The sequence below is a fragment of the Streptomyces sp. D2-8 genome, from assembly GCF_023184515.1.
Classification (GTDB): Bacteria; Actinomycetota; Actinomycetes; order Streptomycetales; family Streptomycetaceae; genus Streptomyces.
The window spans coordinates 879,410-902,422 of sequence record NZ_JAAHBP010000001.1 but is presented as its reverse complement, the minus strand read 5'-3'; the positions used below and the strand labels follow the sequence as shown (position 1 = coordinate 902,422).

At 71.7% G+C, this 23,013-nt stretch carries 25 protein-coding genes; 20 read left to right on the top strand and 5 right to left on the bottom strand.

What is annotated here, in order from left to right:
- Positions 1-16 precede the first annotated feature (16 nt).
- A complete protein-coding gene (locus G3I77_RS04040; protein ID WP_248501118.1) occupies positions 17-514 on the bottom strand; it encodes a GNAT family N-acetyltransferase in 498 nt (165 codons plus the stop codon).
- Between the two features lie 71 nt (positions 515-585).
- Between G3I77_RS04040 and G3I77_RS04035 the strand changes: the two genes are divergently transcribed.
- A complete protein-coding gene (locus tag G3I77_RS04035; protein ID WP_248501117.1) occupies positions 586-1,488 on the top strand; it encodes a TIGR01777 family oxidoreductase in 903 nt (300 codons plus the stop codon).
- 283 nt (positions 1,489-1,771) lie between these two features.
- Entirely contained in the window at positions 1,772-3,178 is a 1,407-nt protein-coding gene (locus G3I77_RS04030; protein ID WP_248501116.1) for an NAD(P)/FAD-dependent oxidoreductase, read from the top strand.
- An 87-nt stretch (positions 3,179-3,265) separates the two neighbouring features.
- Here G3I77_RS04030 and G3I77_RS04025 read toward each other — a convergent pair whose 3' ends face one another.
- Positions 3,266-4,744 carry a regulator gene (locus G3I77_RS04025; RefSeq protein WP_248501115.1) on the bottom strand — a complete coding sequence of 493 codons (1,479 nt, stop codon included), beginning with the start codon at positions 4,742-4,744 and terminating at the stop codon, positions 3,266-3,268.
- 238 nt (positions 4,745-4,982) lie between these two features.
- Here G3I77_RS04025 and lipB point away from each other — a divergent pair, with 238 nt between their 5' ends.
- The 4 genes from lipB to G3I77_RS04005 all read left to right on the top strand — a co-directional run bounded on the left by lipB (position 4,983) and on the right by G3I77_RS04005 (position 8,086).
- Positions 4,983-5,801 (top strand): lipoyl(octanoyl) transferase LipB, encoded by an 819-nt coding sequence (gene lipB, locus G3I77_RS04020; RefSeq protein WP_248501113.1) that lies wholly within the window; start codon positions 4,983-4,985, stop codon positions 5,799-5,801.
- 74 nt (positions 5,802-5,875) lie between these two features.
- Complete coding sequence (gene lipA, locus G3I77_RS04015) at positions 5,876-6,841, top strand: lipoyl synthase (RefSeq protein ID WP_248501111.1); 966 nt, start codon at positions 5,876-5,878, stop codon at positions 6,839-6,841.
- 263 nt (positions 6,842-7,104) lie between these two features.
- Entirely contained in the window at positions 7,105-7,308 is a 204-nt protein-coding gene (locus tag G3I77_RS04010) for a hypothetical protein (protein ID WP_248501110.1), read from the top strand.
- Positions 7,309-7,384: 76 nt separating this feature from the next.
- A complete protein-coding gene (locus tag G3I77_RS04005; RefSeq protein WP_248501108.1) occupies positions 7,385-8,086 on the top strand; it encodes a DUF4191 domain-containing protein in 702 nt (233 codons plus the stop codon).
- Positions 8,087-8,164: 78 nt separating this feature from the next.
- Here G3I77_RS04005 and G3I77_RS04000 read toward each other — a convergent pair whose 3' ends face one another.
- Entirely contained in the window at positions 8,165-8,632 is a 468-nt protein-coding gene (locus G3I77_RS04000; RefSeq protein WP_248501106.1) for an RDD family protein, read from the bottom strand.
- A gap of 210 nt (positions 8,633-8,842) precedes the next feature.
- Between G3I77_RS04000 and glnA the strand changes: the two genes are divergently transcribed.
- The gene (gene glnA, locus G3I77_RS03995) at positions 8,843-10,252 is read left to right on the top strand and encodes a type I glutamate--ammonia ligase (protein ID WP_248501105.1); all 1,410 of its coding nucleotides are present in this window, start codon (positions 8,843-8,845) and stop codon (positions 10,250-10,252) included.
- Positions 10,253-10,362: 110 nt separating this feature from the next.
- Positions 10,363-10,632 (top strand): hypothetical protein, encoded by a 270-nt coding sequence (locus G3I77_RS03990; protein WP_248501103.1) that lies wholly within the window; start codon positions 10,363-10,365, stop codon positions 10,630-10,632.
- On the opposite strand, the gene G3I77_RS03985 is transcribed toward G3I77_RS03990, so the two are convergent.
- Positions 10,629-11,498 carry a GNAT family N-acetyltransferase gene (locus G3I77_RS03985; protein WP_248501102.1) on the bottom strand — a complete coding sequence of 290 codons (870 nt, stop codon included), beginning with the start codon at positions 11,496-11,498 and terminating at the stop codon, positions 10,629-10,631. The genes G3I77_RS03990 and G3I77_RS03985 overlap by 4 nt on opposite strands.
- Positions 11,499-11,768: 270 nt before the next feature.
- Here G3I77_RS03985 and G3I77_RS03980 point away from each other — a divergent pair, with 270 nt between their 5' ends.
- From G3I77_RS03980 to G3I77_RS03960, 5 genes are all read left to right on the top strand, one after another.
- The gene (locus G3I77_RS03980) at positions 11,769-12,140 is read left to right on the top strand and encodes a signal peptidase I (RefSeq protein ID WP_248501100.1); all 372 of its coding nucleotides are present in this window, start codon (positions 11,769-11,771) and stop codon (positions 12,138-12,140) included.
- Between the two features lie 97 nt (positions 12,141-12,237).
- Complete coding sequence (htpX, locus tag G3I77_RS03975; RefSeq protein ID WP_248501098.1) at positions 12,238-13,155, top strand: zinc metalloprotease HtpX; 918 nt, start codon at positions 12,238-12,240, stop codon at positions 13,153-13,155.
- 7 nt (positions 13,156-13,162) lie between these two features.
- Complete coding sequence (locus tag G3I77_RS03970) at positions 13,163-13,747, top strand: hypothetical protein (protein ID WP_248501097.1); 585 nt, start codon at positions 13,163-13,165, stop codon at positions 13,745-13,747.
- Positions 13,748-13,787: 40 nt separating this feature from the next.
- Positions 13,788-15,410, top strand: a complete 1,623-nt coding sequence (locus G3I77_RS03965; protein WP_248501096.1) for an alpha/beta fold hydrolase — start codon at positions 13,788-13,790, stop codon at positions 15,408-15,410.
- 29 nt (positions 15,411-15,439) lie between these two features.
- Complete coding sequence (locus G3I77_RS03960; protein ID WP_374385300.1) at positions 15,440-15,562, top strand: hypothetical protein; 123 nt, start codon at positions 15,440-15,442, stop codon at positions 15,560-15,562.
- Positions 15,563-15,622: 60 nt separating this feature from the next.
- On the opposite strand, the gene G3I77_RS03955 is transcribed toward G3I77_RS03960, so the two are convergent.
- Positions 15,623-15,937: a hypothetical protein gene (locus G3I77_RS03955; protein ID WP_248501095.1), complete on the bottom strand. Its 315-nt coding sequence runs from the start codon at positions 15,935-15,937 to the stop codon at positions 15,623-15,625.
- A 228-nt stretch (positions 15,938-16,165) separates the two neighbouring features.
- On the opposite strand from G3I77_RS03955, the gene G3I77_RS03950 reads away from it, so the two are divergent.
- From G3I77_RS03950 to G3I77_RS03920, 7 genes are all read left to right on the top strand, one after another.
- Positions 16,166-16,525, top strand: a complete 360-nt coding sequence (locus G3I77_RS03950) for an arsenate reductase family protein (protein ID WP_248501094.1) — start codon at positions 16,166-16,168, stop codon at positions 16,523-16,525.
- A 126-nt stretch (positions 16,526-16,651) separates the two neighbouring features.
- A complete protein-coding gene (locus G3I77_RS03945) occupies positions 16,652-17,344 on the top strand; it encodes a hypothetical protein (protein ID WP_248501093.1) in 693 nt (230 codons plus the stop codon).
- 358 nt (positions 17,345-17,702) lie between these two features.
- The gene (gene glnII, locus G3I77_RS03940; protein WP_248501092.1) at positions 17,703-18,734 is read left to right on the top strand and encodes a glutamine synthetase; all 1,032 of its coding nucleotides are present in this window, start codon (positions 17,703-17,705) and stop codon (positions 18,732-18,734) included.
- Between the two features lie 385 nt (positions 18,735-19,119).
- Positions 19,120-19,710, top strand: coding sequence for a winged helix-turn-helix domain-containing protein (locus tag G3I77_RS03935; protein WP_248501091.1), 591 nt, complete (start codon positions 19,120-19,122; stop codon positions 19,708-19,710).
- A gap of 100 nt (positions 19,711-19,810) precedes the next feature.
- Entirely contained in the window at positions 19,811-20,821 is a 1,011-nt protein-coding gene (locus G3I77_RS03930; RefSeq protein ID WP_248501089.1) for an SDR family oxidoreductase, read from the top strand.
- Positions 20,822-20,920: 99 nt separating this feature from the next.
- A complete protein-coding gene (locus G3I77_RS03925; protein WP_248501087.1) occupies positions 20,921-22,180 on the top strand; it encodes a sensor histidine kinase in 1,260 nt (419 codons plus the stop codon).
- The gene (locus G3I77_RS03920; RefSeq protein WP_248501086.1) at positions 22,171-22,824 is read left to right on the top strand and encodes a response regulator transcription factor; all 654 of its coding nucleotides are present in this window, start codon (positions 22,171-22,173) and stop codon (positions 22,822-22,824) included. The genes G3I77_RS03925 and G3I77_RS03920 overlap by 10 nt, the downstream gene beginning before the upstream one ends.
- Positions 22,825-23,013: the final 189 nt, after the last annotated feature.

The following is a 23,013-nucleotide window of genomic DNA, read 5'->3' as shown; positions in this document are numbered from 1 at the left end:
TCACAGGAGGCGCCCCTCACAGGAAGCGCCCCATGAACACGTCGTCGACGTACGTCCCGTCGAGCAGGAACTCCTCGGGCAGGATCCCCTCGACGACGAAGCCCTCGGCCTCGTAGAGCGCCCGGGCCGGGGTGTTGTGTCCGAGGACCCGCAGGCCGATGCGGCGGGCGCCGCGCCGGCGGGCCTCGTCGACGGCGGCCCGGACCAGGGCCCGCCCGACCCCCAGGCCACGCGCCTCCTCGGCGACGGCGAGGCCCTGGATCTGGCGGACGTGCCGGTTCGAGTCGAGCGGGGTGGGGAAACCGAGGTGGACATAGCCCGCGAGACGGCCGCCGAGCTCGGCGACCAGGCAGTCCTCGGGGGCGTGCCGCTCGCTGAAGAAGGGAGGGTACGGCGGCTGCGGCTCGGGCATCACCGCGTGCAGGTGCGACCAGGTGAGCCGGTCGAGCAGGGCCAGCTCCCCGTCGTCCTCGGGCCGGGCGGCGCGGATGCGCGGTGCGGGGAGCTCGGGCATGGGCGTCACCCTACGGCGAGCGGATCAAGGCCTTGCAAGGGTTTTACGGCGCCACCCGGCAGGATGGGTTTATGGAACATTCAAGAATTGCGGTGGCGGGTGCGTCCGGTCTCATCGGCAGCGCCCTGGTGCGGTCCCTGACCGCCGACGGTCACGAGGTGCACCGCCTGGTGCGCGGCACGCCCGGCACGGCCGGAGAGATCCGCTGGGACCCCGAGGGCGGGCACGTGGACGCGGCCGGGCTCGCCGGGTGCCACGCGGTGGTGAACGTGGCGGGGGCCGGCGTCGGCAACCGGCGCTGGACGGATGCCTACAAGCAGCGGATCCATGACAGCCGGGTGAAGGGTACGGCGGCCCTCGCCGAGGCGGTCGCCTCGCTGGACGCGAAGGACCGGCCGCGGGTCTTCGTGAACGGCAGCGCCATCGGCTACTACGGCGAGACCGGGGAGCGGACGGTCGACGAGAGCGCACCCGCGGGAGAGGGCTTCCTGCCGTCGCTGTGCGTGGAGTGGGAGGGGGCCGCCGCACCCGCCCAGGAGGCCGGTGTCCGCACGGTGTTCACGCGGACCGGGCTGGTCGTCTCCCGCAAGGGCGGCGCCTGGGGTCGGCTGTTCCCGCTGTTCCAGGCCGGGGCCGGCGGGCGGATGGGCGACGGGCGGCAGTACTGGTCGTTCGTCGCGCTGCACGACGAGGTCGCCGCGATCCGGCATCTGATCGAGACCGACGGCCTGTCCGGGCCGTTCAACCTCACCGCCCCGAACCCCGTGACGAACCGTGAGATCACGGCGGCGATGGGACGCGTGCTGCACCGCCCGACACTGTTCCCGGTGCCCGCGGCCGTGCTGCGGACCGTGCTCGGCGAGATGGCCGGGGACGTCCTCGGCAGCGCCCGGGTGCTGCCGACGCGCCTGCTGGAGTCGGGCTTCCGGTTCGCCTTCCCGGAGATCGAGGGGGCGATCCGGGCGGCGCTGTGACGGCTCCCGGCCCTGCCGGGCCGGGCCTCGGCGATGCACACCGGCCGCCTGTCCGGGATCCGACCGGCCGTTCCGAGACAGCTCCTCGAGGCGCGCACCAGCTCCCCAGTGACCACTTCATGCCCACCAGGCGTCCGTATGCGACCGCTGTGCGACCGTGCCCTGCCGATGCGCGACTCCCCATGACCGATCACGGTCCTACCCTCGACCAGAACTCGCGTATCCCTGCGGCCTGTTGAGGGCATGACGTCTCCAGCGCCCGCGCAACCTCGAGGAGGGGCACGTGCTTGAGCCCGCGTACCAGGCGGACGTGGTCGTCGTGGGGGCCGGGGTCGCCGGACTCTCGGCCGCGCACCGGCTGACCAGCGCAGGAGTGACGACCATGGTCCTGGAGGCCGCCCACGGGGTCGGTGGCCGCATGGCGACGGAGAAGGTCGACGGCTTCCGGCTCGACAGGGTCGGTCAGTTGCTGTCCACGGCGTATCCGGAACTACGTCTGACACCCGGTCTCGACGGGCTGGTGCTGCGGCCCTTCGCGCCGGGTGTCCTGCTGCACGGCGACGGACGCCACCACCGTGCCGGCGTCCAGCCGGGCGCAGGGGGCGCACGGGGCGCACTGCACGCGGTACGCGCGCTGGCGAGTGCTCCCCGGCCACCGTCCGCACCGAGGCCGCCCAGGAGGCCGGTGGCCGTGCCCGGCCGCCAGGTCTCCGTCCCCCGGAGCCGGTCCGGCGCGCCGCTCGGCACGGCCGTCGACCAGGCCCGGCTGGGTGCCGCCCTGACCCGACTGGCGGGCACACCGGCCGAACGGCTGCTGAGCCGCCCGGAGTTGCCCGCCGGCGAGGCCCTGGCGGCGCGCGGGCTGCCCGCCCGTACGATCGACGGCTTCCTGCGTCCGCTGCTCGCCGCGCTGCTGTGCGACCCGGGTCTGACGACGTCCAGCCGGTGCGCGGACCTCGCGCTGCGCGCCTTCGCACGGGGCCGGTTGTGTCTGCCGGAGGGCGGCGCGGAGGCCCTGCCGGAGCTGCTGGCGCGCACGCTGCCGCCGGGCACGGTGCACACCGGCGTGCGCGTCACCTCCGTCTCGACGACGTCGGTGACCACCGCGGAGCACGGTGAGATCCGGTGCCGGGCGGTTCTGGTGGCGACGGGTGCGCGCGCCGCCGCCGAACTGCTGCCCGGGTTGCGGGTGCCGGAGTTCCATCCGGTGACGGTGGTGCACCACACGACGGACGAGCCGCCGGGGACGGGGGCGTCCCTGCTGCTCGACGCGGACCTCGGCGGGCCGGTCGCGCACACGGCGGTGGTCAGTCATGTCGATCCGTCCCGGGCTCCGGCAGGACGGGCGCTGGTGTCGTCGACGGTTCTCGGGCGGCCGCCGGGGGATGTCGACACGGCGGTGCGGATGCATCTGGCCCGGCTGTACGGGGTGTCGACGGCCCGGTGGGAGACGCTGGCCGTGCATCGGACGGTGGAGGCGGTGCCGGCGATGCGGCCGCCGCATGATCTGCGGCGGCCGGTGCGGTTGATCGCCGGGCTGTATGTGTGCGGGGATCACCGCGACACGAGCACGGTCCAGGGCGCTCTGCACTCCGGGCATCGCGCGTCGGCGGCGATCGTGGCGGACCTGGGGGCGGGACGGTCGATGCATGTCGCTGATCCGCTGCCGTCTGTGCCCCGGGCTGCGTAGGTGGTCTGTCGGGTGCGGGCGCGCTGTGGCTGGTCGCGCCCACGCGGTCCAGCCGCACATCGACACAGCCCCGCGCCCCTGGAGCTCTCACCCCAAGGCCGCCACCTTGTCGCGGTAGGTCCGCACGGGCGCCGCGTCCTTGTACGGCTCCAGTCGCCGCTCGAAGTCCCGCACGTACTCCACCGCCCGCACCGAGCGCATCTCCGCCGCCTGGCCCGCCGCTTCCGCGGCGAGCTGGCAGGCCTGGTCGAGTTCGCCGAGGCCCAGGCGGGCGGTGGCGAGGACCACTCGGCAGAAGAGGCGGCTGCGGGCGTAGGAGGGGGCCCGGAGCTGGAGTGAGCGTTCCGCGTGCTGGGCGGCGGCGCGGAACTGCTGCAGATCACGGTGGCAGTGGCCGAACTCGTCGGCGAGCTGGGCCTCGTCGAAGAACTTCGCCCAGTGCGGGACGTCGTCCCCGGGCCGGGCCGTCTCCAGGGCGCGTTCGGCGCGGACCAGGGCCGCGGTGCAGGCCCGGACCTCGCCCAGCACCCCGTGCCCGCGCGCCTCCGAGGCGTGCAGCAGGGCCTGGACGACGGGCGGCCCGGAGGTGCCGGCACCCTGCTGCGCCACGCGGGCGAGCTGGACGGCCTCCCGCCCGTGCCCGAGGTAGACGGCCTGGCGGCTCATGGTGACCAGCACATAGGCCCCGTACGTCCGGTCCCCGGCCGCCTGGGCCAGCCGCAAAGCCTGCACGAAGTAGCGCTGGGCCAGTCCGTGCGCGGCGATGTCGTACGACGTCCAGCCCGCGAGCCGGGTCAGGTCGGCGGCGGCCGCGAACAGCCGGCGGCCGGTCTGCTCTCCGTAGGTGCCGCGCAGCATGGGCTCGCACTCGTGCTCCAGGTAGCGCACGAGGGCCTGGCGGGCGTGACCGCCGCCGTAGGCGTCGTCGAGGGTGCGGAACAGCTCGCCGACCGAGCGCAGGGCGGCGATGTCGCCGGCGGTGACCTTCTGGCCCGGTCCGCGCTCGGCCCCGCCGCGCTGGCGGGGCAGGGACGGCACGCCCTGCTCGGTCGTGGCCGTGGGGCGCAGCGCGGGGCGGCCCTGCACCGGGACGCGGGCGGCGGGCGGCTCGCCCCGGGCGACCTTCTCGTCGGCCCGGCCGATCAGCCAGTCGCGGCTGGGCACGACGAGCCCGGCCGGGGTGAAGGCGATCTTGCGGAGCTCGGCGTGACTGCCGGAGTCCTTGCGCCACAGGCCGCTGACGATGTCGACGGCCTCCTCGGGGGTGGCGGCGAACTCCAGCCCCGCGTAGACCGGGGCGCAGGCGTCCAGGCCGAGGTCCTGGGCGGTGAGGCGGCGGCCCAGACGCCGGGTGAAGACCTCGGCGATCAGGGCAGGCGTGGTACCCCTGGGCTGCTGACCGCGCAGCCACCGGGTGACGGATGTCTTGTCGTATCTCAGATCAAGCCCGTGTTCGAGACCGAGCTGGTCCACGCGACGGGCGAGTCCCGCGTTGGAGAACCCCGCTTCTGCGATGAGCGCGGCGAGCTGTCGGTTGGGGGTGCGCTGCGCGGGTCGTTCCGTCATGGTGCGGTGCGGTCTCCTGCCTTCCGGTGCTGGTGATGTGCCGGATTGCCTGTGAGCAGGCCTTTTGGCTTGCTGGACGGCGCGAATGTAGCGGAGAGTAAGCACCCCATCACACATTTTCACGGACATTCATCCGATCGTGTGAGGATTGACCCCGGGACTGACGTGTTCGGGCCGGACGTACAGTGGCTTGGGCGCGTTACGTGCCTGACACACCCGTCCGAGGGAGGCGCTTGCCGTGAGTGAGTTGCGGTTCGTCCGCATGGGGTTCGGTGACGAGGCCGTCGAGTACCAGGAGGCGTGGGACGAGCAGCGCCGGGTGCACGCGGCGCGCTTCGCCGACGAGATCCCCGACACCGTGCTGCTCCTGGAGCACCCCCCGGTCTACACGGCCGGACGGCGCACGGCGGACAACGAGCGGCCCCTCGACGGCACCCCGGTCATCGACGTGGACCGCGGCGGCAAGATCACCTGGCACGGCCCCGGCCAGCTGGTGGGCTACCCGATCCAGAAGCTCCCGCGCCCCGTGGACGTCGTGGCGCACGTACGCCGCCTCGAGGAGGCCCTGATCCGCGCCTGCGCGGAGTTCGGCCTGGAGACGAGCCGGGTCGAGGGCCGCAGCGGCGTGTGGATCCTGGGCGACCCGGTCGAGCAGCGCCCCGCGCCCGGCGGGCTGGCGCTGGACTTCGACCCCCGGCTGCACGACGAGGAGTTCGACCCGCGCATGAACGGCCCGGAGTACGCGCCGTCCAACGCGGGCCAGCGCCGGGAGGACCGAAAGATCGCCGCGATCGGCATCCGCGTGGCCAAGGGCGTCACCATGCACGGCTTCGCGCTCAACGTGAACCCCGACAACAAGTGGTTCGACCGGATCATCCCGTGCGGCATCCGCGACGCGGGCGTCGCCTCGCTGGCCGGCGAGCTCGGCCGGGACGTGACGATCGAGGAGGTCCTGCCGGTCGTCGAGCGGCATCTGCGGGAGGTCCTGGAGGGCGCGGAGCCGAAGCCGCGGGAGATCGAGAAGGCACCGGCGACCGTCAGCCCGTCCGGCGTGTAGGACGAGCCGCCGGGTTTCAAATCAACGGGCGTACCCTTGAGGACGCCGAAGAATCAATCGCTAGGGAGCCGGTCGTGTCCGCAGTCGCACCCGACGGACGCAAGATGCTGCGCCTGGAGGTCCGCAACAGCCAGACCCCCATCGAGCGCAAGCCCGAGTGGATCAAGACCCGGGCGAAAATGGGTCCCGAGTACACCGCGATGCAGAAGCTCGTGAAGAGCGAGGGCCTGCACACGGTCTGCCAGGAAGCCGGCTGCCCCAACATCTACGAGTGCTGGGAGGACCGCGAGGCGACCTTCCTCATCGGCGGTGACCAGTGCACCCGGCGCTGCGACTTCTGCCAGATCGACACCGGCAAGCCCGAGGCGCTCGACCGCGACGAGCCCCGCCGGGTCGGCGAGTCCGTGGTCACGATGGACCTGAACTACGCCACGATCACCGGCGTCGCCCGCGACGACCTGGAGGACGGCGGCGCCTGGCTGTACGCCGAGACCGTGCGCCAGATCCACCAGCAGACCTCCGGACGCGAGGCCGGCCGCACGAAGGTCGAGCTGCTGGCCCCCGACTTCAACGCGGTCCCCGAGCAGCTGGAGGAGGTCTTCTCCTCCCGGCCCGAGGTGTTCGCGCACAACGTCGAGACGGTCCCCCGGATCTTCAAGCGCATCCGCCCCGGCTTCCGCTACGAGCGCTCCCTGAAGGTGATCACCGAGGCCCGCGACTACGGCCTGGTCACCAAGTCGAACCTGATCCTCGGCATGGGCGAGACCCGCGAGGAGGTCAGCGACGCGCTCAAGCAGCTGCACGAGGCGGGCTGCGAGCTGGTCACCATCACGCAGTACCTGCGGCCCTCCGTGCGCCACCACCCGGTGGAGCGCTGGGTCAAGCCCCACGAGTTCGTCGAGCTGAAGGACGAGGCCGAGCAGATCGGCTTCTCCGGCGTGATGTCCGGGCCGCTGGTGCGCTCCTCGTACCGGGCCGGGCGGCTCTACGGGATGGCCATGGAGAAGCGGGACGGGCACATCGCGGCGCAGGCCGTCTGACGAACCGTCACCACCCCTGCCCATCGAGGGGCGGGACAAGCGTGTGAATTCGCGCACAAGAGACTACCCGCCGGTAGTGACCGATTTGACGCGGTCCTGACCGTCCTCGCAGATGAGGGCACATGTCAGGACCGCGTCGGCGTTCCACCACTCCCCGCCGGGGCTTCATGGGTGTTTGACCGGCCGGTCACGCCCTGGTAACACCAATCAGTGACGCTGAACTCACAGCACGTACACCACGTACCCGAGGGGGGACCTCACCCATGCAGGCCGCGCCGCCCGTCCGCGCCACCGCGATTCCGTCCTTCACGACCGCACTGCGTGCCGTCGAGTCGCTGCTGATGAGCAGCGGTCAGCGCACCGCTCGCCGCAACGCCTGGAACTCCGTGCTCGAGGACCGCCGTCGCGCCAAGGACCGGGTCGAGACGCAGCGCGTCATCGAGCAGTCCCTGTCCGTCCGTCCCTGATCCTCCGGCCCTCCCCCAGGGGCCCTCGCGGGCACTGCCGTCGTCGGCGCTTGCGGGGCCACGTAGACTTCGGGGCATGGCGAGGAAGGAACCTGCAGCGGACGCTGCGAACCCCGGGCGACTGAAGCAGATCGCTCTGACCTACAAGATGACCCGCAAGGCCGACAAGAAGATCGGTCTTGTACTCGCGGCAGTCGGAATCGTCACCTTCGGTGTCTTCCTCGCGATCGGTTTCTTGATCGGTCACCCCATCTATCTCGGCATCCTGGGCCTCCTGCTCGCCTTCCTCGCGTCGGCGATCGTGTTCGGGCGCCGGGCCGAGCGGGCCGCCTTCGGGCAGATGGAGGGACAGCCCGGCGCAGCGGCGGCGGTGCTCGACAACATCGGCCGGGGCTGGACGACGGCCCCCGCGGTGGCGATGAACCGCAGCCAGGACGTGGTACACCGGGCGGTCGGCAAGGCCGGCATCGTCCTGGTCGCCGAGGGCAACCCGAACCGGGTGAAGTCCCTGCTGGCCGCCGAGAAGAAGAAGATGAACCGCATCGTCGCGGACGTCCCGGTGCACGACCTGGTCGTGGGCACGGGCGAGGGCCAGGTCGAGCTGAAGAAGCTGCGGACGACCATGCTGAAGCTCCCGCGCGTGCTGACCGGCCCGCAGGTCACGGCCACCAACGACCGGCTGCGCGCCCTCGGTGACCTGATGAGCAACATGCCACTGCCGAAGGGGCCGATGCCGAAGGGCATGCGCCTGCCGAAGGGCGGGCCGAAGACTCGCTGACCCCGCACCCGACATGACCGAAGGGGCGCCCGGATCACTCCGGGCGCCCCTTCGGTCATGTCCGTCCGGGTCCGCCGGTCAGATGCGGACCTCGACCGTGCCCGCGAGCCGGTCGTGCAGGCCGCGGCCGTCGCGGTCCCAGATCAGGGCGGGGATCGCGAGGAAGAGCAGAACCGTGCGCAGGGCGGCGCGCCACGGACTGACCCGGCCGGTGTCAAGGGCGAGCACCCGCAGGCCGAGCAGGCGCTTGCCCGGGGTGAAGCCGACCGAACCGACCGTGAGGACCATCAGCGCGAACATGATGAGCGGCGCCCAGATCTGGGCCGCATCGTTGTAGCTCTGCGTGATGAGGCCGTATGCGATCAGGAGACACAGGCCCCAGTCGACGGCGAGGGCGCCGAGCCGGCGGCCCGGGCGGGCGATGGAGCCGGGTCCCTCCTCGGGCAGACCGAGCTGCTCGCCCCGGTATCCGAAGTCGACACCGGCCTCTTCCGCGGCCGCGCGGGGCCCGGAAAGCCACGATCCGAGTGCTTGCCTGTTGTCCACCCGTCCACGGTACTGCGCCCATAAATGACCAGAGCACGGCGGGGTGTGTCCGGGCTACGGTGGAGGGTGAGCCGGTTAACTTGTGCGAAACAAATGAGTCACGCCCGAGAAACCACCCGTCCCTAGGGTCGAGGTCAGCGTGTGCCACCCGCACTGGCCGCACGAACGAACTACCACCCCGGCGGGACGGTCGGGAGTAGGAGGAGCTGGATGTTCCAGAACGCCGACGAGGCCAAGAAGTTCATCGCGGACGAGGGCGTCAAGTTCATCGACGTCCGCTTCTGCGACCTGCCGGGCGTGATGCAGCACTTCACGATCCCTGCCGAGGCCTTCGACCCGGCCGAGGAGCTCGCCTTCGACGGCTCCTCGATCCGCGGCTTCCAGGCCATCCACGAGTCCGACATGGCGCTCCGCGCGGACCTGTCGACCGCCCGGGTCGACCCGTTCCGCCGCGACAAGACCGTCAACATCAACTTCTTCATCCACGACCCGATCACGGGCGAGCAGTACTCCCGTGACCCGCGCAACGTGGCGAAGAAGGCCGAGGCCTACCTCGCGTCGACCGGTATCGCGGACACCGCGTACTTCGGCCCCGAGGCCGAGTTCTACGTCTTCGACTCGGTCCGCTTCTCCACCTCGGCGAACGAGAGCTTCTACCACATCGACTCCGAGGCCGGCGCCTGGAACACCGGTGCGGTCGAGAACAACCGTGGTTACAAGGTCCGCTACAAGGGCGGCTACTTCCCGACGCCGCCGGTCGACCACTTCGCCGACCTGCGTGCCGAGATCTCCCTCCAGCTGGCCGCCTCCGGCCTCCAGGTCGAGCGCCAGCACCACGAGGTGGGCACCGCCGGCCAGGCGGAGATCAACTACAAGTTCAACACGCTGCTCGCCGCGGCCGACGACCTCCAGCTCTTCAAGTACATCGTGAAGAACGTGGCCTGGCAGAACGGCAAGACCGCGACCTTCATGCCGAAGCCGATCTTCGGTGACAACGGCTCGGGCATGCACGTGCACCAGTCGCTGTGGACCGGCGGCCAGCCGCTCTTCTACGACGAGGCCGGCTACGCGGGTCTGTCCGACACCGCCCGCTACTACATCGGCGGCATCCTCAAGCACGCCCCGTCGCTGCTGGCCTTCACCAACCCGACGGTGAACTCCTACCACCGTCTGGTCCCGGGCTTCGAGGCGCCGATCAACCTGGTGTACTCGCAGCGCAACCGCTCCGCGGCCATGCGTATCCCGATCACGGGCTCCAACCCGAAGGCGAAGCGCGTCGAGTTCCGCGCGCCCGACTCCTCCGGCAACCCGTACCTCGCCTTCTCGGCCCTCCTCCTCGCGGGCCTCGACGGCATCAAGAACAAGATCGAGCCGGCCGAGCCGATCGACAAGGACCTCTACGAGCTGGCTCCCGAGGAGCACGCGAGCGTCGCGCAGGTGCCGACCTCCCTCCCGGCCGTCCTCGACCGCCTGGAGGCCGACCACGAGTTCCTGCTCCAGGGTGACGTGTTCACCCCGGACCTGATCGAGACGTGGATCGACTACAAGCGCACGAACGAGATCGCGCCGCTTCAGCTGCGTCCGCACCCGCACGAGTTCGAGCTCTACTTCGACGTGTGATCGACGCCTGACCGAGGCATCACGCCCGCGCCCCCGCTGTTGTTCCGACAGCGGGGGCGCGGGCGTTTGTTCTATTCTTGGGGCAAGGACCACACGGGGGTGGAGTGGGAATGCCCGAGCACGAACAGGACGACCAGGATCGCGAGTTCGACCTCAGATGGGCGGACGGAGCCGAGCACAAGGAGCCCTCGGCCCGGGCCCGGATGCTCGCCGCGCGCTGGAAGCACGACCCGCCCGGGCCCGTGCCGTTCCGCGCCGACCCGGAGCACGCCGGTTCCCGCCGCCGCCGCTCCTCGTGGATCTCGACCGCCGTGGTGCTCGGGTGCGTGGCGGCGGTGATCGTGCTGCTCGGGTACATCAACTTCAGGGCGCCGTACTAAACGGCGTCGCGGCGTCGGTCCCGGATCTCGGGGAGTGGCGCGAAGCCGGCTGCCCGGTAGGTGGCGACGGCGGCGGCGTTGGAGCTCGGGGTGCAGACGAGCGCGCTCGACGAGCCCAGCTCCCGCAGGGAAGCCGCCGCGGCGACGGTGATCGCCCTGCCGTGGCCCCGGCCGCGATGATCCCGGTGCACGCCCATCGGTTCGAGCAGCCCGGGCCTGCCCGGACCGGCCGACCACACCGTCACCGTCGCCACCGCGTCGCCCCGGTCGTCGTACGCGACCAGACACCGGGCGTCGGCATACGGCGGACCGGCCGCCATCGCGTGCCAGTGCGCATCCGTGAACGTCGACTTGTCGAACGAAGCCCGCTGCACGGCCGCCCGGACATGCGCCTGCTCCGGCCCGATCACCTCGATCCGCACGCCCGGGTCCTCCACCGGCTCCCCGAGATCACGGCGCAGCGGCGTCCACGGCTCGTCGGTGTCCCAGCCGTCCTGGAACAGCAGATCCTGGACCGGTGTGCCGAGCGGCGCCTCGACGTACGCCTTCCCCTCTTTCAGCACGCCGCGCTCCGGCTCGGCCAGGTCGCCCACCAGCCGTTGTGCCAGCTCCTCGTCCTGCTGGGCGTCCGGGGCGATCGTCAGCCGCAGCAGCTCGGGGCCGTCCAGGAGCCCGACGGCGAGGATCCGTCCGTCACGGCTCCAGGTCCGCACCGCCGAGGCCGTCGCCCTCGCACCGAACCGCCAGAACCAGCCCACGTCTCCCGGATGCAGCTGCATCGGCGCCCCGTCGTACTGCCACTCCCGCAGCACGCCCACAGCCTCGCTCAAACCGTCGATGCCCGGCATGTTCAACACCATCGCCATAGCCCGATCTCACACCACCGCTCCGGCGGTACGCAGGGATATGGCCGCATGGGCCGGCTGCTAGTGCCCCGGCAGGCAACGTTCGCCCCGTCGCGACGCCCGGCACGCTCCCCCAAGCTCTTCGAGCAGGGGGGACCCCCACTCGCCGCACCGGCCGAAAGCCCAAGTACGTCCAGTACGAGGACTTCCGGCCGGCACGCCGAGAGCACGCACCGGACGCCGCTCCTTGACGGGCAAACGTTGCCTGCCGGGGCACTATCGTCCGGCCCCGTGAACGACAGTGTGTACGTGGGCAACGCCGGCAAGGACGCCGCTGTGGACCGGGGATGGATTCTCGGGCATTTCAAGGACGCCGGGGATCCGCGGCACAGCGACGCCGTGGAGATCAAGTGGGGGGTGCATCCTCGGGGGGACGAGCGGGCGGAATGGGTGCGCGGGGAGGAACGCACCGCGCTGCTGGTGCTGGTCAGCGGGCGGTTCCGGGTCGAACTGCCCGGGCGCAGCGTGCTGCTGGAGCGGCAGGGGGACTACGTCGTGTGGGGGCGCGGGGTCGATCACTCGTGGGTCGCGGAGGAGGAGTCGGTCGTGCTGACGGTGCGGTGGCCGTCCGTGCCGGGGTACGCGGTGACCCGGGGCGGCTGACGGCTTTGCCGGTCCTGGGACCGGTCACGACCCGCTCATGGGGAGCACCGGGTGCACACTGGCTGTGGGACGAGTGCGCGACTGCGGGGTGATGCAGATGCACAGCCGCTTCCGGAGCGATCGGCGGTTGACCACCCGTATGGGGATCACGCTGTTCCTGCTCGGATTGTTGTACGTGGGGTTCGTCGCCGCGTTGATCGTGCTGCTGAAGTCGTGGGTGCTGGTCGTGGTGATCGCGGCGGCGCTGCTCGGGGCGCAGTACTGGTTCTCCGACCGGATCGCGCTGTACGCCATGCGCGGGCGGGTCGTGGAGCGGGAGGAGTATCCCGAGCTGCACGCGGTGATCGACCGGCTGTGCGCCCTGGCCGACATGCCGAAGCCGGTGGTCGCCGTGTCCGCCATGGACATGCCGAATGCGTTCGCGACCGGGCGGAATCCCGATCACGCGGTGGTGTGTGTGACGACCGGGCTGCTGCGGCGGCTGCGGCCGGCCGAGCTGGAGGGCGTGCTCGCGCACGAGCTGTCGCACGTGGCGCACAAGGACGTCGCCGTGATCACCGTCGCGTCGTTCCTCGGGGTGATCGCGGGGCTGATCGTGCGGTTCGCCTTCTACTCACAGCTGTTCGGCGGGGGCAGGAGGGACCAGAACACGGCTGCCGTCTTCGCCGCGGTGATGGGGGTGGCGGCGGCCGTCTACGCGATCAGCTTCCTGCTGATCCGGGCCCTGTCCCGGTACCGGGAACTGGCCGCGGACCGTGCGGCCGCGCAGCTCACCGGCCGGCCGTCGGCGCTGGCCTCCGCGCTCACCAAGGTCACCGGCGACATCGCCCGCATCCCGACCAAGGACCTGCGCACGGCCCAGGCCTTCAACGCCTTCTACTTCACGCCGGCGCTGGGCCGCGAGCCCGGAATCGCACGGCTCTTCTCGACCCACCCGAGCCTGGAGCAGCGGCTCGACCAGCTGGGCCGGATCTCCGCCGAACTGGGCGAGGCGGCCGCACCCGGAGGGGCGTGATCGACGCATGGGGCTGCTGGACATCCTGCTCGGCCGGACCAAACCGGTGGGGGCGGATCTCGACCGGCTCTTCGCGCTGCCCTCGGCTGCCGTGACGCTGGAGGCCGCCACGGGCTTCACGCCGACCGGGCAGGGCGCGGTGTGCTTCGCCACCGTCGAGGGCGCGGCCTTCGAGCAGTCCCACCGCGAGGTGCAGGCCCTGCTGGACGCCGACACCGACCGCGAGGGCCCGCCGGTGGAGCTGCTGCGGGACGACTACGGCTACTCCTGGCTGGTCTCGCGCCGCTCCCCCGACCAGCTCTCCGCGCTCGTGAACGACCTGCACGCCGTGAACAGCCAGCTGGAGGTCACCGGGTTCGGCCCCCAGCTGCTGTGCTCCCTGGCCGGGTTCGAAGACCCCTCCGGCCGCCGGCTCGCGCTGGTCTACCTCTACAAACGCGGCACGTTCTACCCGTTCGCGCCCCTGCCGGACGGCACGCAACGGCGCGACAACGCACTCGAACTCCAGGTGCGGTCCGCGCTCCTCGGCGATCTGCGCATCGAGCAGGACCTGAGCCGCTGGTTCCCGGTGTGGGGAGCGCCGGGACTGTGAACGCCGCTCATGGGCCGGGGCCGCGTGAGTGAATGGCCGGATGAGTGAGCCGATCCCTTTCACGCATGTCATCGGAGACGAACGGCTGAGCGGGCTGTCCGCCGGCGGCGGTGAGCCGGACCGGGCGACGGTCGTGCTGCTGCACGGCGCGGGCAACGGCAGCAAGGAGCGACTGGTGCCGCTGCTGGCGGAGTTCGCCGCGCACGGCTGCCACGCCCTCGCCTTCGACTTCTCGGGGCACGGGGAGAGCACCGGACTGCTGCGGGACCTGAGCCTGCGCCGCCGCTTCGAACAGGCCGTCTCCGTCATCGACACCCGCGCGCGCGTGGACGGGCCGCTGGTCCTGGTCGGGTTCAGCATGAGCGGCCAGACGGTGGCGGATCTCGTGGGGCACTACGGGGAGCGGGTGGCGGCCCTGGGGCTGTGCGCGCCGGCGGTGTACGCGGGCGCGGCGTGGGACGTGCCGTTCGGCTCGGGCGACGGGCGGTTCAGCGAGATCATCCGCGCACCCGGGAGCTGGCGCGCGGCGCCCGCGCTCGACGTCCTGCGAGGGTTCGAGGGAAGGGCCGTGCTCGCGGTGCCGGGCACGGACGAGGTCATCCCGCTCGCCGTGACGGAGGCGTTCTCCCATGCGCTGGCCCGGCACGCGCAGTTCACCCTCTGGGAACTCCCCGACGCCGAACACCGGTTGGGCCTGTGGTTCCGTGACCATCCCGACGACCGGCGGGAGTTCGTCACCGCCGTCCTGACCGGACTCGGCGAGCAGGGCTGGACGGCGACCCGCGCGTGGGTGGCCAAACAGCTCCCGGAGGGCCGTACGGTCGACAAGTCGGCCTTTCTGACCGGTGGCTGGACCGCCCAGCTGCGGCGGCTCACCCTCGACGACGGCACCGAGCTGGCGCTGCGGACCTTCGTGAAGCCCTTCTTCCGGCGCCACGCGCCCGGGCTGCTGGCACGCGAGGCGGAGATGCTCACGCTGCTGGCGGAGCAGGAGGGCGTGCCGGCCGCCGAGCTGATCGGCGTGGACGCGACCGGCGAACACTGTGACCATCCGTCCCTGTTGATGTCCGTGCTGCCGGGGCGGGTCCGGGTCGACGAGGAGGAACTCGGCCCCCGGGTGGACCTGCTGGCGGATCAGCTGGCCCGGATCCACCGGATTGTCCCCCGGGAACGTCCGCGCGCGTACCAGGCGTGGACATCGCCGGCGGCGGTCCCGGCGGGGTGGGAGCGGGCCGTGGACGTCCTCCGCCGCGAACCCCCGCCCTACGACGGCTGCTTCCTGCACCGGGACTTCCACCCCGGGAACGTCCTGTTCACGGGTGCGGGGGCCGGTCTGCGGGTCAGTGGTGTCGTCGACTGGGTGGAGACCTCGTGGGGGCCGGCCGACCTGGACGTCGCCCACTGCTCCACGGCACTCGCGCTGCTGCACGGCCCCGAGTACGGCATCGGCTTCCGGGAGCGCTACGAGGCCTGCGGCGGGCGGCGCCTGGCCGACGGCCCGGAGCATCTGTACTGGCGGCTGCTCGATGCCCTGGCCTACGTCCCCGACGCGGCGAAACTGGCGGGGCCCTGGCGGGAGCTGGGACGGACCGATCTGACGCCAGAGGTGCTGGGCGGGCGGCTGGAGGCGTATGTGACGGAACTGCTGGAGCGGTACGCCTGAGGCGGCGGGCCGGTCACGGTCTCGAGCAGGTGGCCAAGCTCGACGCGGCGAGCCACGGCCCGGCGCCGTACCCCTACTTCCCCTACGAGCGCCAGGAGGGCTTCGCCCGCATGAACCCGCCGGTGATCACGGCACCCCGCCGGGCCGCATGAGCGAGCGCCGGGCACCCCGCGAAAGGGGTACCCGGCGCTCCGGTCGTGGGCTGCCTCGGCTCAGCGTGCGTACCGCATGAACGCGCGCACCATGTGGCACGTCGTGTCCGACGGCGGGTGGACGCCGATCAGTTCCGCCGTGTCGCGGATCGTCTCGTTGCGGGCCTGGTTCGGCATGTAGACGCCCGAGTCGAGCAGGGCGATGGCGAGGCGCATCGCCTTGAGGCGGCGGTTGTGCGTCACGTACCACTGGCGCGGCCGGCCCGGCGGCAGCGGCCGCTTCTCCACGGGCACGTACGGCAGGTCGAGCAGGACGGGACGCTTCGCGGTGGACTGGGTGGGCAACGGCTTCGACTTCAGGGCGGCAGCGGGCACAGGCATCCTCCTGTCGCGGTCGGGCGGCTCACCGAAGACGTCGGCATCCCCGGCGCCACCCTCGAACACTGTTTACAGTTTACCGCCCGGCACTGACAACGGGCAGTCCGCAGAGTCCGACAAACGCCCAGGTGGATAAGGGAATTGGCACCGTGTCACGGCAGGTCCGCGAGGTACGGATGAGGCGCCGAAAAATCGAACAAGCCGGTCGGCGCGTACCGTGTGCACATGGAGATCTGGATCAACCCCGCGTGCTCGAAGTGCCGCAGCGCCCTGACGCTGCTCGACGCCGAGGGCGCCGACTACACCGTCCGCCGCTACCTGGAGGACGTGCCGAGCGAGGACGAGATCCGCGGCGTGCTCGAGCGCCTCGGTCTCGAACCCTGGGACATCACCCGCACCCAGGAGGCCGACGCCAAGGAGCTCGGACTCAAGGAGTGGCCGCGGGACGCCGGTTCGCGCGACCGCTGGATCACGGCGCTCGCCGGGCATCCGAAGCTGATCCAGCGCCCGATCATCACCGCGGACGACGGCACGGCGGTGGTCGGCCGCACCGACGAGGCCGTACGGGAGGCCCTGTCGCGCTGACGCACCAGGGACCCCCAACCCGCTTGTGGCGCAGGTCACTTGAGTGACTCCTGTAACCGCTGAGTAACCTCGTTCGGTATCTCGTACATAGCGGCGTACGCTCCCCTACCTCTTCAGGAGGCGCGCATGTCGCGCAGGAGAACTCTCGGCACGAAGAAGAAGCTCGCACTGCTGGTGAGCGCGGCGACGGTGGCGGGAGGCGGGGCCTTCGTCATGGCGAGCACGTCGAACGCCGCCCAGACTCCCAAGTCGGCGTCGGAATCGACCGTCTGCCTGGGTCTCGCCACCGCCCTCGGCAACAACCAGAAGTTCATCGCGGACCAGCGGGCCAACCCCGACGCGCAGTCCGAGGCGCGGATCGCCAACCGTGAGGCGGTCGTCGCGGAGATCAAGCGGAAGCAGGAGGCGTCGGGGTGCGCTGTCGGGGAGTCGGCTCAGGACTCCCAGGCCGCGCAGCCGTCGCAGCCCGCCCAGTCGGCACAGCCCTCGGACCCCGCCGCATCGGCGCAGCCCTCGCAGCCCGCCGAGTCCGCCCCCGCCGCCGACCCAGGTGACGGTGCCGCGGCTTCGGGGCAGCAGGTGTGCAACGGCTCCACGGTCACGCTCTCCGGCGAGGGCGGTGCGCCTGCCGCGTCCAGCAACCAGTTCCCGGCCGGCACGAAGCTGAAGGTCACCAACCTGGACAACGACAAGTCCACGACGGTGGAGGTCACTTCGGTCTCCGGCAGCTGTGCGCTGCTCAACAACGCGGCCTTCGAACAGGTCCGTGAGCCCGGCAAGTTCCTGATCCGCCGGGCCCTGATCGAGAAGGTGGGGTGAGGCCGTACGACCCGTTGAATCGATGAGGCGGCGGCCACCCCCTCGGCCGCCCCTCGTACGTGTCACCGGTCCTGCTGCCCCCGGCCGGGGGCAGCAGGACCGGCGCGTCCGGAACGTGCGGCGCCGGTCACCGGCTGGACGGAGGGGAGCCGGTGACCGGCGCCGCCTCCGGCAAAAACGCCCTCTCGGCGTGAAGTACGGCAGAGCATGACCAGGTAACACGGGGTTCACATTCGAGCAATGGCCGGGAAATCGCCTGTTGCGAGGCTGCCGGGCGGCAGCAGACGCGGCGCCTCGGTGCCGCGGCGCCGCAGCACCCGCGATACGCGCCCAGACACACCCCCGAAGGATGTGGCCCGTGACCTTCAAGGCTGAGTACATCTGGATCGACGGCACCGAGCCGACGGCCAAACTGCGCTCCAAGACCAAGATCATCGCGGGCGCCCCCGCCGGTCTCGACGCGCTGCCGATCTGGGGCTTCGACGGGTCCTCCACCAACCAGGCCGAGGGCCACGCCTCGGACTGTGTGCTCAAGCCGGTCTTCACCTGCCCGGACCCGATCCGCGGCGGCGACGACATCCTGGTGCTGTGCGAGGTCCTGAACATCGACCTCACCCCGCACGCCAGCAACACCCGTGCGGCGCTGGCCGAGGTCGCGGAGAAGTTCGCGGCGCAGGAGCCGGTCTTCGGCATCGAGCAGGAGTACACGTTCTTCAAGGACGGCTACCCGCTCGGCTTCCCCAAGGGCGGCTTCCCGGCCCCCCAGGGCGGCTACTACTGCGGTGTCGGCGCCGATGAGATCTTCGGCCGTGACGTCGTCGAGGCCCACCTCGACAACTGCCTGAAGGCCGGTCTGGCCATCTCCGGCATCAACGCCGAGGTCATGCCCGGCCAGTGGGAGTTCCAGGTCGGCCCGGTCTCCCCGCTGGAGGTCTCCGACCACCTGTGGGTGGCCCGCTGGCTGCTCTACCGCACCGCCGAGGACTTCGACGTCGCCGCCACCCTCGACCCCAAGCCGGTCAAGGGCGACTGGAACGGCGCCGGCGCGCACACCAACTTCTCGACCAAGGCGATGCGCGAGGGCTACGACGCGATCATCACCGCGGCCGAGTCCCTCGGCGAGGGCTCCAAGCCGCTCGACCACGTCAAGAACTACGGCGCCGGCATCGACGACCGCCTGACCGGTCTGCACGAGACCGCCCCGTGGAACGAGTACTCCTACGGCGTCTCCAACCGCGGCGCCTCGGTCCGTATCCCGTGGCAGGTCGAGAAGGACGGCAAGGGCTACATCGAGGACCGCCGTCCGAACGCCAACGTCGACCCGTACGTGGTGACACGTCTGCTCGTCGACACCTGCTGCTCGGCGCTGGAGAAGGCCGGCCAGGTCTGACTGACCGGCGCGCTGCACGGCTCCCGAGGGGGCGCTCACCGTTCGCGGTGGGCGCCCCCTCGCGCTGTCTGCACGCCGCCCGGCGGGTGTCCGAACAGTGAGAGAAGGCTCCCGGCGGGCGAGCGCCTCTGCTTCAATGGGCCCATGGCCAGCCTCCAGAAGCACACCGCGACGGGTCGCCATGACCTCGAGCCCTTCTGGCCGTCCCGCCAGGACCACGATTTCGACCGGGTGTGTTGCCGCGCGATGAACGCGCGGGCCCTCTAAAGCCGTACACCCCGGCCTTCGGCCAGCGCGAACCGCGTACGTCCCTCGGCGAGCCCGACCACGAATCGCGGCCGTCGATCTCTCCGACGAACTCCTCGCGCGAAAGAGCTGACCTCTCATGGCGACCACTCGTTCTCTGTCCACCGCCGCCCCTCTCAACGCCCCCGCGTCCCACGGCCCCCGGCATCGGTTGCGTGCCGTCGACCGGGACGAGGTGGTGACGGTCGCGGACCTGCTGCCGCCGGGTGCCACCTGGCTGCCGGCGCCGCAGCACACCGTGCCCACGCTGCCGGGGCAGCCGCCGATGATCGGCTACCTGGTGCTCGTCCCGGCCGACCAGCAGCCGCCGTTCCCGGTGACGGTGCCCGGCCTGCCGCAGAACGCCGGCCCGGAATCCGGTGCCGAGCCGGGCGGCGAGCCGCTGATCCGCGTCGACACCGTGCGGCGCACCGCCCGGGTGGCCGGGCAGCCGCTCGACCTCACGTACCTGGAGTTCGAGCTGCTGGCGCACCTCGTGGCGCACCCGGGCCGGGTGCACACCCGCGACCAGCTGGTCGGCACGGTGTGGGGCTACGGGCACGTGGGCGACGGCCGCACGGTCGACGTCCACATCGCCCGCCTGCGCCGCAAGCTGGGTGTGGAGCACCGCGACACGATCCGCACCGTGCGCCGCGTGGGCTACACGTACGTGCCGCCGACGGCGCACTGAGGCGCGCCCAAGTCCCGTCCCGGTCCCGTCCCGTCGTGTCCTGTCTGCTGACAGCAGATCCCCGTTCCCTCCCCTCGCCCCACCGGGCAGAGTCACCGGCATGAGGCTTCTGATGCTGGGTGGGACGGAGTTCGTGGGGCGGGCCGTCGTGGAGGCCGCGCTGGGGCGGGGCTGGGAGGTGACCGTCTTCCACCGGGGGCGGCACGACGCGCCGCCGGGCGTGCGGTCACTGCTCGGTGACCGCACCGCGCCCGGCGGACTGGCCGCCCTCGCCGACGACCCGGGCGAGTGGGACGTCGTCGTCGACACGTGGTCGGCGGCGCCCCGCGCGGTGCGGGACACGGCGCGGCTGCTGGAGAGCCGCGCCGGCCGCTATGTGTACGTGTCGAGCTGCTCGGTGTACGCGTGGGCCCCGCCCGCCGGCTACGACGAGGACGCGCCCGTGGTGGAGGGGGCGTCGGCCGACGCGGAGCAGACCGCGTACCCGCAGGACAAGCGGGGCGGTGAACTGGCCGTGCTGGACGCCTTCGGCGCGGACCGGTCGGTGCTCGTACGGTCCGGGCTGATCCTCGGCCCGTACGAGAACGTCGGCCGGCTGCCCTGGTGGCTGGGCCGGACGGCGCGCGGCGGTCCGGTGCTGGCGCCGGGCCCGCGTGAACTGCCCCTCCAGTACGTGGACGTCCGCGACCTGGCCGGGTGGATCCTGCACGCGGCCGAGCGGGAGCTGAGCGGGCCGTACAACCTGGTCAGTCCGCAGGGGCACACCACCATGGGCGAGTTGCTGGACACCTGTGTCCGGGTCACCGGCGGCGCCGCCGAGCTGCGCTGGACCGAGCCCGGGGAGATCCTTGAGGCGGGCATCGAGCCGTGGACCGAGCTGCCGGTGTGGGTGCCGCCGGGCAGCGACCTGCACGATGCCCTGCACAGCGCGGACGTCTCCCGGGCGGTCGGGGCCGGGCTGGTCTGCCGGCCCGTCGAGGAGACCGTGGCGGACACCTGGCGGTGGCTCCAGGACATCGGGGGCGTGGCGCCCCAGCGCCCGGACCGGACGCCGAAGGGCCTCGACCCGGAGGTGGAGGCGAAGGTGATCGCGTCCGGCACCGGTGGCTGAACCACCTCCCGCTTCCCCCGGGAGGTGTACGTAGCACCACCCCCCGACCGGGTGTCCCGGCCCCGTGACCCGGCACGCCCGCTCGGCGAGACTGACGCCATGACCATGGACACGAAGAACGGCAACGGGCGGACGACAGGGCGGGGCATCGGGCTCGCCGCGATGCGGGGGCTGGCGCTGGCCCTCGTCTCCCTGCCGGGGGCGGTGCTGTGCTTCTGCCTGTCCCTGCTCTCGATCGCGCTCATCCCGATCGGGGTCGGGATCATCACGACGCCGTACGTGCTGACGGGGGTGCGGGCGTTCGCGAACTCACGGCGGGTGCTCGCGGCGGAGTGGGGCGGGGTGCGGATCCCTCCGGCGTACCGGCCGCTGCCGGAGGATGCCAACCCCTGGGCACGCACCTTCGGGATGCTGCGCGACCCGGCGACCTGGCGGGACCTGCGGTGGCTGCCGGTCGACATGACCGCCGGGTTCGTCACCGCGCTGCTGCCGGCCGTGCTGCTGATCTATCCGCTGGAGGGATTCGCGCTCGCCATCGGGCTGTGGCGGGTCTTCCCCGACGGGTACTGGTACGGGTTCGTGCCGGTGACGGGTCAGGCGTCCGCCTTCGGTGCGGCGGCCCTGGCTCTGGTGCTGCTGTTCCTCGCGCACTTCCTCACCCCGCGCCTGCTGGACGTCCACTTCCGGCTCACCCGGGCCGTGCTCGGCAGCAACCAGGGCGAACTGGCCGAGCGGGTGCGGGTGCTGACCGAGACGCGGCGCGACGCCGTGGACACCTCCGCCGCGGAACTGCGGCGCATCGAGCGGGACCTGCACGACGGGGCCCAGGCCCGGCTGGTCGCCGTCGGCATGGACCTGGGCACCATCGAGGCGCTCCTCGACAAGGACCCGGCCCAGGCCAAGGAGCTGATCGCGCAGGCCCGCAGGTCCTCGGTCGAGGCGCTGTCCGAGCTGCGCGAGCTGGTGCGCGGCATCCACCCGCCGGTCCTCGCCGAGCGCGGCCTGGGCGACGCGGTACGGGCGCTGGCGCTGCGGCTGCCGGTGGCCACCGAGGTGAGCGTGGACCTGCCCGGGCGGGCTCAGGCGCCCGTGGAGTCGGCCGCGTACTTCGCCGTGAGCGAGGTGCTCACCAACGCCGTGAAGCACTCGGGCGCCGACCGGATCTGGGTCGACCTGCACCGGGCGGACGGCATGCTCCGGGCGACCGTCACGGACGACGGCAAGGGCGGAGCGGTGATCGGGGCCGGTTCGGGGCTGGCCGGGGTCGAGCGGCGACTGGGTACATTCGACGGCGTCCTGGCCGTCAGCAGCCCCGCGGGCGGCCCCACCATGGTCACCATGGAGATCCCTTGCGCGTAGTCCTGGCCGAAGACCTCTTCCTGCTGCGCGACGGACTCGTCCGGCTGCTGCGGGCGCACGGCTTCGAGATCGCGGCGGCCGTCGAGACCGGGCCCGAACTGGCCGCCGCGCTGGCCGAGCTGGACCCGGACGTCGCCGTGGTCGACGTACGCCTGCCGCCCACGCACACCGACGAGGGCCTGCAGTGCGCGCTCGACGCCCGCGGGAAACGGCCCGGACTGCCGGTGCTGGTGCTCTCCCAGCACGTGGAGCAGCTGTACGCGCGCGAGCTGCTCGCCGACGGCAGCGGTGGGGTCGGCTATCTGCTGAAGGACCGGGTGTTCGACGCCGAGCAGTTCGTGGACGCCGTACGGCGGGTCGCCGCCGGGGGCACGGCGATGGACCCGCAGGTCATCCAGCAGCTGCTGGCCCGCCGTTCGGGCGACGACCGGCCGCTGGCGCGGCTGACGCCCCGGGAGCGTGAGGTGCTGGAGCTGATGGCGCAGGGCCGGTCCAACGCGGCGATCGCCGGGAAACTGGTCGTGACGGAACGGGCGATCGCCAAGCACACCGCCAACATCTTCGCCAAACTGGGTCTTGAGGTCTCGGACGACGACAACCGTCGCGTGCTGGCGGTTCTCGCGTATCTCGACCACGGCCGGTGAAACCGGACCCGCCAGTTCACCCACCGTGGATGATCAACAACTCCCGGTGCTCCAGCGGCTGTTGAGAACACAGAGTCCTCACGAATCTCGCATCAATTTCCGGGACCCCTGAACACCCGTGGGACGCGCTCCGTATGGAAGGGCGCCGCTTCACTCCTGTCGGGCGCCTCGATGCCCCCGAAAAAGGAA

Bases quoted from the DNA above. Each gene is read 5' to 3' on its own strand.
- G3I77_RS03945 (WP_248501093.1), top strand. From the start codon at position 16,652: ATGTCGCGCAGGAGAACTCTCGGCACGAAGAAGAAGCTCGCACTGCTG.
- G3I77_RS03965 (WP_248501096.1), top strand. From the start codon at position 13,788: ATGAGTGAGCCGATCCCTTTCACGCATGTCATCGGAGACGAACGGCTG.
- G3I77_RS03925 (WP_248501087.1), top strand. From the start codon at position 20,921: ATGACCATGGACACGAAGAACGGCAACGGGCGGACGACAGGGCGGGGC.
- G3I77_RS04005 (WP_248501108.1), top strand. From the start codon at position 7,385: ATGGCGAGGAAGGAACCTGCAGCGGACGCTGCGAACCCCGGGCGACTG.
- G3I77_RS04040 (WP_248501118.1), bottom strand. From the start codon at position 514: ATGCCCGAGCTCCCCGCACCGCGCATCCGCGCCGCCCGGCCCGAGGAC.
- G3I77_RS03970 (WP_248501097.1), top strand. From the start codon at position 13,163: ATGGGGCTGCTGGACATCCTGCTCGGCCGGACCAAACCGGTGGGGGCG.
- G3I77_RS03950 (WP_248501094.1), top strand. From the start codon at position 16,166: ATGGAGATCTGGATCAACCCCGCGTGCTCGAAGTGCCGCAGCGCCCTG.
- glnA (WP_248501105.1), top strand. From the start codon at position 8,843: ATGTTCCAGAACGCCGACGAGGCCAAGAAGTTCATCGCGGACGAGGGC.
- G3I77_RS03990 (WP_248501103.1), top strand. From the start codon at position 10,363: ATGCCCGAGCACGAACAGGACGACCAGGATCGCGAGTTCGACCTCAGA.
- G3I77_RS04025 (WP_248501115.1), bottom strand. From the start codon at position 4,744: ATGACGGAACGACCCGCGCAGCGCACCCCCAACCGACAGCTCGCCGCG.
- G3I77_RS03935 (WP_248501091.1), top strand. From the start codon at position 19,120: ATGGCGACCACTCGTTCTCTGTCCACCGCCGCCCCTCTCAACGCCCCC.
- G3I77_RS03930 (WP_248501089.1), top strand. From the start codon at position 19,811: ATGAGGCTTCTGATGCTGGGTGGGACGGAGTTCGTGGGGCGGGCCGTC.
- G3I77_RS04010 (WP_248501110.1), top strand. From the start codon at position 7,105: ATGCAGGCCGCGCCGCCCGTCCGCGCCACCGCGATTCCGTCCTTCACG.
- G3I77_RS04035 (WP_248501117.1), top strand. From the start codon at position 586: ATGGAACATTCAAGAATTGCGGTGGCGGGTGCGTCCGGTCTCATCGGC.
- htpX (WP_248501098.1), top strand. From the start codon at position 12,238: ATGCACAGCCGCTTCCGGAGCGATCGGCGGTTGACCACCCGTATGGGG.
- G3I77_RS03985 (WP_248501102.1), bottom strand. From the start codon at position 11,498: ATGGCGATGGTGTTGAACATGCCGGGCATCGACGGTTTGAGCGAGGCT.